At 45.2% G+C, this 13,269-nt stretch carries 14 protein-coding genes; 1 reads left to right on the forward strand and 13 read right to left on the reverse strand.

The annotated features are described in order from the left end of the window. Positions 1–10 precede the first annotated feature (10 nt). From BU202_RS00485 to BU202_RS00505, 5 genes are all read right to left on the reverse strand, one after another. Complete coding sequence (locus BU202_RS00485) at positions 11–1,282, reverse strand: FtsX-like permease family protein (RefSeq protein ID WP_075103848.1); 1,272 nt, start codon at positions 1,280–1,282, stop codon at positions 11–13. Positions 1,283–1,481: 199 nt separating this feature from the next. Then, a complete protein-coding gene (locus BU202_RS00490; protein ID WP_075103849.1) occupies positions 1,482–2,480 on the reverse strand; it encodes a G5 domain-containing protein in 999 nt (332 codons plus the stop codon). After that, positions 2,458–3,462, reverse strand: a complete 1,005-nt coding sequence (locus BU202_RS00495) for a GA module-containing protein (protein ID WP_075103850.1) — start codon at positions 3,460–3,462, stop codon at positions 2,458–2,460. Before BU202_RS00495 ends, BU202_RS00490 begins: the two co-directional genes overlap by 23 nt. 355 nt (positions 3,463–3,817) lie before the next feature. Then, the gene (locus BU202_RS00500; protein WP_075103851.1) at positions 3,818–4,501 is read right to left on the reverse strand and encodes a DUF4956 domain-containing protein; all 684 of its coding nucleotides are present in this window, start codon (positions 4,499–4,501) and stop codon (positions 3,818–3,820) included. Beyond that, on the reverse strand, positions 4,482–5,225 hold the full coding sequence (locus tag BU202_RS00505; RefSeq protein WP_075103852.1) for a polyphosphate polymerase domain-containing protein: 744 nt from the start codon (positions 5,223–5,225) through the stop codon (positions 4,482–4,484). The genes BU202_RS00500 and BU202_RS00505 overlap by 20 nt, the downstream gene beginning before the upstream one ends. A gap of 160 nt (positions 5,226–5,385) precedes the next feature. Between BU202_RS00505 and BU202_RS00510 the strand changes: the two genes are divergently transcribed. After that, complete coding sequence (locus BU202_RS00510; RefSeq protein ID WP_083605716.1) at positions 5,386–5,688, forward strand: hypothetical protein; 303 nt, start codon at positions 5,386–5,388, stop codon at positions 5,686–5,688. Positions 5,689–5,830: 142 nt separating this feature from the next. Here the strand turns inward: BU202_RS00510 and BU202_RS00515 are convergent, their stop codons facing one another. From BU202_RS00515 to murA, 8 genes are all read right to left on the reverse strand, one after another. Then, positions 5,831–6,262: a cytidine deaminase family protein gene (locus tag BU202_RS00515; protein WP_075103854.1), complete on the reverse strand. Its 432-nt coding sequence runs from the start codon at positions 6,260–6,262 to the stop codon at positions 5,831–5,833. Beyond that, complete coding sequence (locus tag BU202_RS00520) at positions 6,237–6,524, reverse strand: DUF2087 domain-containing protein (protein ID WP_075103855.1); 288 nt, start codon at positions 6,522–6,524, stop codon at positions 6,237–6,239. Before BU202_RS00520 ends, BU202_RS00515 begins: the two co-directional genes overlap by 26 nt. A gap of 5 nt (positions 6,525–6,529) precedes the next feature. Beyond that, positions 6,530–8,932 (reverse strand): phenylalanine--tRNA ligase subunit beta, encoded by a 2,403-nt coding sequence (pheT, locus tag BU202_RS00525; RefSeq protein ID WP_075103856.1) that lies wholly within the window; start codon positions 8,930–8,932, stop codon positions 6,530–6,532. A gap of 9 nt (positions 8,933–8,941) precedes the next feature. After that, entirely contained in the window at positions 8,942–9,460 is a 519-nt protein-coding gene (locus BU202_RS00530; protein WP_075103857.1) for a GNAT family N-acetyltransferase, read from the reverse strand. 9 nt (positions 9,461–9,469) lie between these two features. Then, entirely contained in the window at positions 9,470–10,516 is a 1,047-nt protein-coding gene (pheS, locus tag BU202_RS00535; protein WP_075104062.1) for a phenylalanine--tRNA ligase subunit alpha, read from the reverse strand. A 396-nt stretch (positions 10,517–10,912) separates the two neighbouring features. Further along, positions 10,913–11,749: a DNA/RNA non-specific endonuclease gene (locus BU202_RS00540; RefSeq protein WP_075103858.1), complete on the reverse strand. Its 837-nt coding sequence runs from the start codon at positions 11,747–11,749 to the stop codon at positions 10,913–10,915. 30 nt (positions 11,750–11,779) lie between these two features. Next, on the reverse strand, positions 11,780–11,974 hold the full coding sequence (locus BU202_RS00545; RefSeq protein ID WP_075103859.1) for a DNA-directed RNA polymerase subunit beta: 195 nt from the start codon (positions 11,972–11,974) through the stop codon (positions 11,780–11,782). Further along, the gene (gene murA, locus BU202_RS00550; protein WP_075103860.1) at positions 11,974–13,248 is read right to left on the reverse strand and encodes a UDP-N-acetylglucosamine 1-carboxyvinyltransferase; all 1,275 of its coding nucleotides are present in this window, start codon (positions 13,246–13,248) and stop codon (positions 11,974–11,976) included. The genes BU202_RS00545 and murA overlap by 1 nt, the downstream gene beginning before the upstream one ends. Positions 13,249–13,269: the final 21 nt, after the last annotated feature.

The raw sequence follows: 13,269 nt of genomic DNA on the forward strand, positions 1-13,269 counted from the left end.
TCTCTTTCTTCTAAGACATCGTGGCAAAGATTTTTTTCGGCGGATACTTCAGCAAGGCCAGACAAGATACCAATACCGCACCGAGCGATAAGGCCAAATCACTCCCTACAATGACGAGGATATCTAGCAGCGTTACTCCTACCGAATGCGCCATCAGGCTTTCCAGACTATGGTGATTGGTTAAAAAGACTGCTGGCAGAAATTCCCCATTATCTGCATTGGCATAGGTGGTCGTCAGCATATCCCGCATCAGGCTCTCCCTCACGTAAGGTAAGACAAAAGCTGTTATGCAAAGAGCGAGCACCAGCGTCATGCTAGCTAAAACCAGCACCTCGATTAGGTATTGACAGACAATCTCGAGGCGGCTTTTACCGAGGGATTGTAAAATACCGATTTCCAATTGCCGCCCTTTCATCCATAGATGGAGGAAAAAGAGAAGAAGGAGATGAGTGAGTAGGAGAGTCCCCCATACAACGACTTTCAACAACTGCTGCTGATTGTGGAGCGTTTTTAACTGTGTTTGCAGGTTCGAATTTGCCTTGATTTGATAGGCCTGACGGATTTCTGGATTGGCTTCTAAAGCAGCCTGCGCTTGTGAGGCCAGGGCGGGTGTTTTTGCTTCATAGATACTGGTATGGTAAGGATAATCAGGGTTGACGTGTGCGATGGTCTCTTTTGTCGTCACAATATTATTTTCAAAAGAATGGCTTTCCTTTGAGACAGTTGGAAGCGAACTGCTTTTAAAAATCCCAACGATGTGCAACTCGTAGGCCACCCCATTTTTGAATCGAATGGGCAGGGTATCTCCGACAGTCAGCCCGTATTTGTCCGCAAGCGTGCGACTAATCAAGGCCTGTCCGCTACTATTGTTTGCTGGATAGGCACCTGTCTCAAGGGGTGCTTGTTTCTCTAGTAGCTGGCTGTTTTCAAAAAAATCCTGATTGACCAAGCTGTACAATCTACTGGCTTCTGATGTATCAGACGCGACCGTCACTTCTTCTGCTATCAAGTGGCGAGCAGCCAGCCCATACTCCGACATCATCTTTTCAAACTCTGCTCGACTAGAAGCTGTAGCAGGTGAGGAGGAACCGTCCTCCAGTAATGTTGTCAAAAACTGCTTGGATTGCTGGTCTGATAAGCGCTTCATATCCATTGTCAAGCTGGTATTGAGGGCAACTGCCACACTAAGAGCTAGACTGATACAGAAAAGCAAGCCTGTCAAGAGGGCACTTTTCATCGGATGTCGCTTGAGGTACAGAACCGCACGAGTAAACGGATGCATGAGTTCTCCTTCCTTTCCCTAATATAATTTCAGTATATCAAACGCCTATCTTCTTTCTCTAACACTCCTCTGTTTTTTCTCTACGTTTTATGTTCTTCCGATGTTGCTTAGACATCGCACCACTCAAACATCTGTTACGGACAGATAAAAGAGAGCAGATTTTACTATCTACTCTCTTTGGGAAAACCTCTGTGTCAGATTATTTTTTACGATTTTTGGCAAACAAACCTGTCAGACCTGCCAAAGCGACTCCAACAAAGGATAGGAGACTAGGCACTGCATTGGTTCTTGGTAAAACGCGACCGTTCTTTCCTCGAGCTTGTTGGCCTTTCTTGCCAGCGACTGTCTTTCCATCGCCTTTTTTGTCTGGGGCTGGTGTTTTCGCAACTTTCTTGTTGACTTCTTTGGTACCGATTTCCACTACTTCATCAATAGCGGGCTTGGTGATGGTATCTGAAATGACCGTACGAAATACAAGTTCTTCCCCTTGCATTTTCACTTCTTCAACAACTGTCCGTACACCTGCCTCACCTTTTGTGACAAGGCGTTTTTCACCCTTTGGCAAGTCCGCATTTTCTCTGGTGATTGTTTGGTATGGAACTGCTTCTTCACGTGTTTCCTGATGAGTGGTAATCTCAGGTGTTTCTGGTGTTTCTGGCTTCTGGATTCGTTGAGCTGGAACGAGCGGAGTTAGCGGCACACTTGGTTTTGCAATTGGTTTGGCTGGAACAAGTGGAGTCCACGGTTTGCTGGACAATGAACGATACAGTTCGTTGAACCGCTTTTGCTTCGGATAAATATCGTCCCTAAGAAATCCTACAAAATCACTATTTTTACCACCAGTTTCAATCGTTGCATAAGTAGTATAGAACATCTTGTTCAATAACTCTCTCATCTCTTGATTATCTGGATATTCCTTACGCTTCTGCTCCAAATCCCGCGCGATGTATTCCATCTCTCCATAGTGAACCGCGTCATACAGGCGGGATACACGTTGGTCTAGTTCAGCATCGGTCAGGTTCGCATCCTTTTCAGGATTCAAACTTTCAAAGAACTGCATATAGCCATCTAACAGGTGACCAACTTCCTTCCAAACATCCATCTGACCCTTGTATAAGGACTCATCTGTCACTTCTGGCAACTGCTTAATACCGCTTAAAATCCGTTTTGTTTTTTCAAGTGTTGCTTTTTTCTTCATCTTTCAAGGCTTGAACATTTGCTTTTTTCGCTTTTTGCAAAACAGCCTCTAGCTGATTCACTGTCTGCAAGTGTTCTAAGCGACCTTTAAAGTCTACTTTCTGTTCCTTAGGTAAATAACGCAATTTTTCAATCGTATCAGAAACGCTCTGTCTCTTGTCAAAGACAACTTTGTTGGCTGCCGCAGTAGCTTCAGCTTCCTTGAGAATACTATCAATCTCTGACTCTGTCCCTGCATTCTCCAGACGAGTCAAATAATCTGAACGTTCACCTACATCTAAGTCATTTTTTGACTTCAGTATCTTTTCAGCTTCTGCTTTTTTAGCTGCAATCTGTTTCCGAGTGGCTACATCTTGCGCGGCTTCTTGCTTGACCATCTCAATTGCTTCCATCGTCGTTGCATTGTTGACCTTGGTATAATATTGATTTTTGATAGCATTTGGTAGTTCGTTCATCTGACCAATTTCTGCAATAGCCTGTTTCTTAGCTTCTGCTAACTTAGCCTCTTCTTCTTGTTTGGCTATTAACTGTTTGCCAAAAGCTTGGAGCTCCATAATGGTTTTGGACGAGTTGCTCGCAAAATTGTTAAACTCTTCAGCCAGTTTAGGTGGTAAAACACTTTTTACCCCAAAAATAAGATTCGCACGAGCTTTTGCATAATCCTCTTCGACTTCCGCCTTGAAAGTAGCTAGCGGCTTTTTCGTTGCTGCTTCTAGCTGGGTTTTAACCGTAGTTGGATTTTCTCCCTTGGCAAGAGCGGTAAAATACGCTGCTCCCACTTGTTGCTTGTAATATGCTAGTTTTGCCTCTGTCACTGCGTAATCGCTTAACTCCTTAACCTTTTGATAGAGACTGTTAAGCTCCGCCTTCAATTGAGCATCTGGCTGTTGAACTCCTGTACTTGGAGCAGCTTGCTGTGCCTGCACAACATGTGGTGCTAGTAAGGTTGCGACTGCTGCTGCAGCATATAATTGTTTTTTCATAATAATAGGTTCTACCTTTCTAAAGACAAGCTATGAGGATACATAGCCAATCTAAGCCGATTCTTACCACCATTATATATAAAAAGGGAAAGAGTGACAAATCAATCCTAAAATACCTGTGTTTTATAAATGGCGAACATTTTTTATTTATTTTAGCAATATTTTTACAAAAAACTAACCTTTTTATCTGTTTGAATATTTTTATGAACAAATAACAAACATTACTCTGTTATCTAGTGATTCGGCTTCATTTTTCCTCTCAAACTACAGACAAAACACAGAAAGCCTTTACTTCGTCTACAAATGAAACTTAAAAAATCCCCCAGAATGAGCTGAAGGATAGGTATTTTAGAAACTATAGGTATTTTTTCTTAGGAGCTTGTTTGTGGAGATGAATGCTGATAGGCTCTACCGCAAGTAAGCTATCCATCAACTGCTGATCGCTCATCTTCCGATTCAGAAGCACCTGATACTCCAAGATCAGGACCTCCTTCTTTTTCTTATACTGGACGGATAGCAATTCGACCTGCTGGCAAACCTTGCCCAATTGATGGTCCACAAAGCCTTGGTTTTCATACTCTTTCGGAAGGCTAATCAACAGATAACGTCTCTCTTGATTGATTTGGGCAAAACGTGTATTCTCTAATATCAGCACCATCAAACCCAAGAGGAGGGTGACTGCAATCGCTAGCGTCACATGCCCCATTCCCGTCGCAAGACCAATCGCTGTCGCCATAAAGACCGCCAAGAGCTCCTTTGAGCTCCCTGCTGCTGAACGAAAACGAATCAGACTAAAGGTTCCTGCAACTGCGACACTGGTACCAAGGCTTCCATTGATTAAAAAGATGATGACCGCAATCAAACTGGGCAACAGACTCAAGGTCACCACAAATTCCTTGGTGTAGCTAGTCTTGTACTTGTAAATCCCTGCAAGCACCAGCCCCAGAATGAGACTGACAGCCAAACTAAGCCCTAGCTGTCCTACCGTGACATTGGTCGTACTGCTGGTGAAAATACTCCTAAACAACTGCGTTTCCATGGCGCTCACCTCCCCTACTTGCCTGCGCTAGACGATAGGCAGTTCCATATTTTGAAAAAGATTGCTTTTCAATCTGGTATTTGGCTAATAACGCAACCAACCAAGCGGGTTGCTCTTCTGGCACCTTGATTTCCATGATGACTTTATCGGGATTAAGCAACGGCTCACCAAATTTCCCTGCAAACACATCGACATGGACATCACGATACAGAAGATTCTGATCCACCGTTACGCGTACCCCTCTATCCTCTTTTCCTTTGAACGACACACGGTCATAGTAGATATACATTTTGGGCTTGATGGCACCATAGCGTTCCCGCAAGGTTACTAGTTCAGATGTCACCTTTTCATCGCAAATGGCCTCATCCACCGTTCCTTTTTCCACATAATTCATCACTGCAAGCGGCGTTGAGGTCAGGCGGTACTTGAACCCTATGCCGTTTTCTTTTTTCTTGATTTCTAAAAAAGCCTGACTATCTGGAGACGGTGTGGCATCATAGACCCGCATCCTCACTTTTTCTCGACCGTTTTTCTTTTCGATGGCATCCTGAATCATGTCAAACTGTTCATTATCAAAATAGAGATTGGTAATGGTGGACTTGGCATAATCATCTGCCACCATGTAGGCGCGCAATTCCTGTTCAAACTGGGCAAATACCTTTTTGTCTACAATATACTTTGATTCTTTCCGTCTAAATTGTTTCTGGACGATTCTCGTTTTCATGTCTCACTTCCTTTATCCTTGATGAAACTAGGGTACCAAAGAAAGATGAAAGAAAACTGAAAGTTTCATTAAAGAAATCTTAAACAGAATAGTTGGGTTCTGCTACCAAACATGGTATAGTGAAGTAACCCACTTACATTTTAAGAATTGAGGAAGTATCATGTACGAATTTTGCCTTGAATACGGCTGTTTTCCCGTTAAAAAAATTGATGACTTTGCCGATCACCGCAAGGAAATCCCTGATTTTCTAACAGATGATGAGGACTTGATTGCCCAACTAGAGCACATCAACCAACTGTTTCATGAGTTATTTCTGACCATTGAATGCAAGTTCGACTACATCGGCAAGCAATTCCCAGAGAAAATCGCAGTCATTCATGAACTCTATGACGAGATTGCCGAACAACTCCTCGCCAAATACGGCGAGACAGAGAAGATTAAGATTGAATTATTTTTATTATAAGAAAACAAAAAACTTGGATTTCCAAGTTTTTTTGTTTGAAGAAAAAGTTCTTTCTTTTATGATACTTTTCTTAGGTGGTATGGACAGTACTTGATACTCTTCGAAAATCAACAGCAGACGATGTATCAAATCATTCAAAAGACTATACTTCATCTGCTTGATAGCGCTCTTCGCCCCACCAGTAAGGCATGAGATCTTTTAAGGTCACAATCTCACGCTTGTCATAGTCGAGCATGATTTCCATATTTTTGTTATCACGCGATAGTTGCATGAGAAATTCACGACAGGCACCGCAAGGCATACCTGACCCACCTCCATACGGAGGTTTGTCACGGAAAGCAATCATGCGCTTGATGGTCGTCTGCCCCGATTGTTGGTACATGTTAAAAGCAGCTGCACGTTCTGCGCACAGATGAAAGACGCCTGCCGTTCCCTCCATACAAAAGCCCGTGAAAATCTCTCCATTTTCTGCTTCAAAAGCCGCCACCACATGATGGGCATAAACAAAGGGTGTTACTTCTTCAGGTGCATACTGCTCTTTAGCTACTTCATACAATCTCGTCCAAATGTCCATTTCTTTCTCCTATCGTATAGGTTTGACCGTAGGCATCACGCTCTAAAAAACCATAATCAACCAAGTACCGCCGCAAAATCGCGGGGTCATCATAGTAAGTCCTGAAAAAATCGTTGATTTGTTTTTCTGTAAATTCTTGCCCCTGCTTTGCTAATTCTTCCTGAAAATAGCGAAACAGTTGCAATTTGGCCTTCTCTTTTCTAGGAATGGTCAGCAATCGCCCATTCTTAACATATTTTTCTTGAATGTCTGCTGGATTCATGAGTTTTACCTAATTTCTGCTCCCAATTGACCAAGAGCTGCAGAGATTTTTTCCATATACTTAGCTACTTCCTCATCGGTCAAACTATCGCTCGGATTTTGGAAGGTCAAGTTGTAGGCCATGGATTTCTTGCCTGCCTCGATGTTGCTACCGGTGTAAATATCAAAGAGGCTCACCTTGGTCAGACGCTTCACATTGGCAGAAGCAATGGCATCAAGAATAGCTTGGTGCTGGGTCTCACGATCCACCAAGAGGGCAATATCTCGGCTAACAGCTGGGAATTTAGAAATCTCTGTAAATGGCTTGACTGGAGAAAGTGCCGCCTCAATCGCATCCACATTCACCTCTGCCACATAGGTTTCTGGAATACCGTAGTCTTTTGCAAGTTGAGGATGAACCTGACCGACAACACCAATCACCTGACCATCCAGTTCTATCTGCGCAGTCCGACCTGGATGAAGGGCTGCTAGGTCACTAGTTGCTACATAGCTGACATCAAGCGAATACTTGGCAAACAAGGCTTCCAATATGCCTTTGGCATGGAAGAAATCAACAGGTACGGCTGGTGTTTGGAAATCTTTTTCAGCCACCAATCCTGTCAAGACAAAGGCAAACTTGGTGATTTCCTGTGGTAGGTCTTGGTTTGGGTCACCTGTCTGTTCAAAGACTTTTCCGATTTCATACAAGGCCAAATCTTTATGTTTGCGCGCTACATTGTAGGCCACCGTTTCTAGCATGCCTGAAATCATATTTTGACGAAGGGCAGAACGATCCACCGTCATCGGCCACATCAATTCGGTAACAGTTGTAGGTGTTAGGCTAAACTCGATTGCTTTTTCAGGAGTTGTCAGCGCATAGGTGATAATCTCACTCAAACCAGCCCCCTCAGCTACTGTTCGTATCTGACGGCGAAGTGTTTGGCTGGCTATCAATTCACCCGCAGTTCCGTCTTCTTTGGGCAGGGTTGTTGGGAGCTTGTCATAACCATAGATACGTGCAATTTCCTCGACCAAGTCTGCTGGAATGCGAATATCCCAACGGCGGCGTGGCACTTGAACGGTAAAGGTCTCTTCATCACCTGCAATTTCCATGCCCAAACGGCGGAAAATATCTGCAATATCGCGATAGACGAGGCTCGTACCCAAGGCACGATTGACATAGTCCAGACTAGCTGAAACAGGTACTGGGCTCGTTTCGACTGCTCCCGCAGAAACGACATCTGCAAGGACCTGACCACCTGCTAGGTCTGCAATCATACTAGCTGCCGTGTCAATCGCTACTGTAATATCTGCCACGTTGACACCTTTTTCAAAACGAGAAGAGGATTCCGAACGCAGATTCAAGCGACCAGAGGTTTTACGGATGGATTTTCCATCAAAAAGAGCTGCTTCCAAGACGACATTTTTCGACTGGTCATCGATTTCTGTCGCAGCGCCTCCCATAACACCACCGAGTGCTACAGCCTTATCGGCAACAGAGATAACGATGTCATCAGCGACCAATTCACGCTCCACCTCGTCCAAGGTCACCAAGGTTTCATGGTCTCTAGCATCACGCGCTACAATCTTCTTGCCATCAAATTTATCCAAGTCAAAGGCGTGCATGGGTTGGCCGAAATACAAGAGGATATAATTGGTCACATCGACCACATTGTTAATCGGACGAATCCCTGCATTCATCAAGAGATTTTGTAACCACTGGGGACTTGGTGCGATGGTGACATTTTCAATCACCCGTGCCTGATAGGTCGCAACCTTTTCAGACTCAATCGCAACCTCTATCACATCACTAGCCTTTTTCTCTGCCTCAACGAGTGGAAATTCCTTGAACTGCACCGCCTTGTCATAGATGGCAGCCACTTCATGGGCCACCCCCCGCATGGAAAGTGCATCCGCACGGTTGGGCGTAATCGAAAGCTCAATCACTTCATCATCCAAATCAAGATAAGGGAATACCTCATCGCCATTGACCGCATCTGCTGGCAATATCTGAATGCCGTCCGCAAATTCTTTTGGAATAACAGAGTCCGAAATCCCGAGCTCTCCGAGCGAGCAAATCATGCCGAGCGACTCCAAACCACGGATTTTCCCTTTTTTAATCTTGTAATTGTCAGCAATGCGTGCGCCAGGCAGTGCCACCATGACCTTGATACCCGCCCGGACGTTCGGTGCGCCACAGACAATCTGGCGCGGTGCTTCTTCACCTACATCCACTTGGCAGACATGGAGATGTGTCTCTGGCACATCTTCGCAGGACAGGACTTCACCAACCACGATTTTTGACAGACCAGCTGCTGGAGAGGTAACCCCTTCTACCTCAATCCCTGTCGTTGACATCTTCTCGGCCAAGTCCTTACTCGGCACCTCAATGTCCACTAATTCTTTTAACCATTTATAACTTACTAACATCTTACTTCCTCATTTTTCTTCATTTATCCGCTTTTTCAGGAGCCAGTCAATATCCACCGTCTCTCCCGTCACATATTCGTGCTCACTAAAGCGTTCAAAGCCATACTTGAAATAAAACTTCTGCGCCTTGAAATTCTTCTCCCAAACACCTAACCAAGCCCAGCTAAAACCACCTGCTACTGCTTTTTCAAGGGCAAATTCAAACAAGGCCTTACCCAAACCATAACCTTGGTGGGATTTCAAGACATAAATCCGTTGAATTTCAAAGGCATTCTCCAATTCATGCTCGGTCTGTGCCTCACCCCAATTGACCTTCAAAAACCCAACGGGCTGATGATCATGGAGAACAAAATAGTAGGCAGACTCGGGATGGCTCCACTCTTTTTCCAAGGTCTCAAGAGCCAGATCATGGGTGTAAAAATAGTCCAAATCCGCCTCTTTGATAAATTCTCCGAAAGTCTCCCGAAAAGTCTTGATAGCCATTTCCCGAAGCAAGGGCAATTCCTGTTTCTCAACACTGCGAATCATGATAGCACCTTACTTGAATTGTTCAGAAAAGCGGACATCTCCTTGGTAGAAACCGCGAATATCATTGATTCCATAACGGAGCATAGCAATCCGTTCCTGACCAAGTCCAAAGGCGAAGCCAGAGTATTCAGTTGGGTCAATGCCACTCATTTCAAGGACATGAGGATGGACCATTCCGGCACCCAAGATTTCAATCCAGCCTGTCTTCTTGCAGACATTACAGCCTTCTCCTCCGCACTTGAAACAAGAAACATCCACCTCAACAGATGGCTCCGTAAATGGGAAATAAGAAGGACGGAGACGAATCTGACGGTCAGCACCAAACATCTTCTTGATAATCATCTCAAGGGTGCCTTTCAAGTCCCCCATGGAAACATTTTTCCCGACAACCAAGCCCTCAATCTGATGGAATTGGTGGCTGTGGGTTGCATCGTCTGTATCCCGACGGAAGACCCGCCCTGGAGAAATCATCTTCAAAGCACCTTTTGAAAAATCATGCTGGTCCATGGTCCGCGCTTGCACGGGACTGGTGTGAGTCCGCATCAAGATTTCTTCTGTGATGTAGAAGGTGTCTTGCATATCACGGGCTGGGTGATCTTTCGGCAAGTTCATGCGCTCAAAGTTGTAGTAATCTTTTTCCACCTCAAAGCCGTCCACAATTTGAAAGCCCATGCCGAGGAAGATATCCTCGATTTCCTCACTGGTCTGGGTCAAGACATGGCGAAAACCTTGTTTGACCGCACGTCCTGGCAAGGTCACATCGATGGATTCTTGGGCAAGTTGCGCCTTAATTTTTTCTGCCTCAACCAGCGCTGCTGTTTCTTCAAAAGCCTTGGTCAAGACATCGCGGACCTCATTGACCTGCTTGCCGACGATTGGCTTCATCTCATTTGATAGGTCTTTGAGGCCTTTTAGTAAATCCGTCAGAGAGCCTTTTTTCCCGAGTACAGCGACCCGCAAGTCCTGCAAGTCTTTGGCATTTTCATGACGAATCTTTTTCAATTCATCCAGCGTTGATTGTCTTAATTCCGCTAATTGTTGTTCAATTGTTGACATATTTCCTCCAAAATAAAAACGCATGACCACACCCAATCGGAGCGTTGTCACGCGGTACCATCCGTTTTCATTTGCCTGTCGCAAACCTTTATTTTTAAGTCCTTGTGCGAGTGAATTCGACCTATTTTCACTGAATGAGCTTTCAGTCACGGCTCATCTCCCTGGACAGTTTCCCTAGATGTACTAGTCTCGCAGACTTCTATTCAATTACTTCCATTCTAGCAAAAATAGCAGGATTTGGCAAGAAATTATCCCAGACTTTGGACACAGGAACCAGCATTTTCAAGTAAAGTGACTAACGCCAACAAGATTTCCAAACTGCACCCATCACCACACCTTTTCAGCTGGAAGACAAAGAAAAAAACTGAGCGTGAGCCCAGCTTTTGCCATTCTCTCCTACGGGGTAAGCTGAACCTCCCCGCTATGATAGTCCATCCTTAAGCCCCGCTGGACATTGGGGACAAAGACATTGAACTCCAAACTTCCGTCCGCTGCTTTTGCTTCCAAATGACTGCCGACAGGTACCAAGTCTTCTGCGGACTGATAAATCAGGGTTACACGATACCGCACCCGTTTGTTTTGATCCAAGGCTCTACGCACCTGCGTTTCAAAATAGTTTTGCCCTGTCGCATCTTGACGATTGGCTTGATTGGCCCAAGCCGTCTGGACAGCGATATTTTTAGGGTTGCTGGTAGAGGCATCGTAACCCTTCAAGCCACCAACCAAGGAATAGGCCAGCACATGCCCCCTGTCAACGGCGTGATTGTACTCACCTTCCAAAATTTTTACCTGATGCCAGCCAGCAGGTTTCCAGCTGGTAGTGCCATTTCCTGTTTCTTTCCGCTTTTGATACTGGCGCGTGGCCTTGCTTAACAGAGCATTCCCTACCGTTGGAACAACCTTGCCTTGCGCAGTCTTGGTTTTATTTTCCGCATAGGGCTTACTCGCCACAGAAGCATCGAGATTGGTCCGATTTCCGTTGACAATAAAGGCACCTGCTCCATTATAGACAACATCTGTACCTAGCTGCTTTCGCACCGTGTCGGTCAGAACCGAGCTCGCCAAGTCCTCTGAAGGGGCTAGACCATTGTCACTGATTCTTGCTACTTGCTCATTTGAGACTGGAGCAGGTTGCTCTGTGACAACATATCCTCCCGCCACCAGTAACAGCGTAGCTAGAAAACTAGCCAGACTAATGCCAACGCTCTGTTTTTTTGTTTTTTTCCTTACCATTGTTCTCCTATTGAAAAAAGTAGGATACTCCTACTTTCCTGTAAATTTGCCAATCAATTCTTGCCATTTCTCTGCCGATAAAATCGCCCAGACATTATCGCCATCACCAATGACACCGTAGCCGACCATTAAACCAATCGCAAAGAGAATCAGGGCTAACAGAACAACAAAGAGAATCAACAATAATTGATTACCGACAAAACGTAGATTTTCTTTCTGATCCATCAGTCTTCTCCTTTGATGCGTTCAATATCCGCTCCTAGAGCTGCCAGCTTTTCATGGAAACGATAATAGCCACGATCGAGATGGGTCAATTTCCCTACGGTCGTGACACCTTCTGCCACTAACCCTGTTAGAATCAAGGCAGCACTAGCTCTCAAGTCCGTTGACATGACTTCTGCTCCTTGAAGAGGATTTCCACCTGTGATAATCGCGGTATCACGCAGAATATCCGAGTGCAAATCCATACGGCGCAATTCTTCTAAATGTTGGAAACGATTCTCAAAGACCGTCTCAATCATGGTTGATTCGCCCTTAGCTACTGCCATAAGGGCTGTAAATTGGGCCTGCATATCTGTTGGAAACCCTGGATGCGGCAAGGTTTTAACTGTCACAGGCTTCAATTTCTCAACCGATGAACGAATGCGAATGCCCTCTTCTTCCTCGGTCACCTCAACACCCATTTCCTGCATTTTGGAAATCAAGGGGCGATTGTGTTCCCAGATTGCATCCTTGACAAGGACATCGCCACCTGTCATAGCTGCCGCCACCATAAAGGTTCCTGCCTCGATACGGTCTTGAACGACCTGATGATCTGCACCATGTAGCACAGAAACGCCCTTAATCGTAATCGTCTCCGTACCTGCTCCCTTGACCTTGGCTCCCATTTTATTGAGGAAAATAGCCAAATCCACAATTTCTGGTTCACGCGCCGCATTTTCAATCACGGTGGTTCCCTCAGCTAGGGTCGCTGCCATCATCAAGTTTTGTGTTGCACCCACGCTTGGAAAATCCATATAAAGATGAGCCCCGTGCAAACGCTCGGCCCGTGCTTCAATATAGCCTGCTCGCTGGTGAATGCTTGCCCCCATGGATTCCAGACCTTTTAGGTGTAAATCAATCGGTCGACTGCCAATCGTACAGCCTCCAGGCATGGAAACCTTGGCGTAGCCATTGCGAGCCAAGATGGGACCTAGCACCACGATAGAAGCTCGCATTTGATTGACATATTTATACGGTGCTTCGCTACCGAGTTCCCCCCTAGCGTCCACCACAATCTCCTTATCCTCTTGGTGAAATGCAACCTGTGCACCCAAACCGCCCACCACATGATTCATGGTAAAGACATCTGATAAGATGGGCACATTGGACAAGCGTGACTGCCCCTCACTTGCTAAAATAGTGGCTGCTAACAAGGGCAGGACCGCATTCTTAGCTCCTTCAATCACCACTTGACCTTCTAAGCGCGTCTTTCCACCTCTGACAATAATTTTATCCATTGATTGTTCCTTTAACTATTC

It is taken from the genome of Streptococcus cuniculi, from assembly GCF_001921845.1.
Taxonomy (GTDB): Bacteria; Bacillota; Bacilli; order Lactobacillales; family Streptococcaceae; genus Streptococcus; species Streptococcus cuniculi.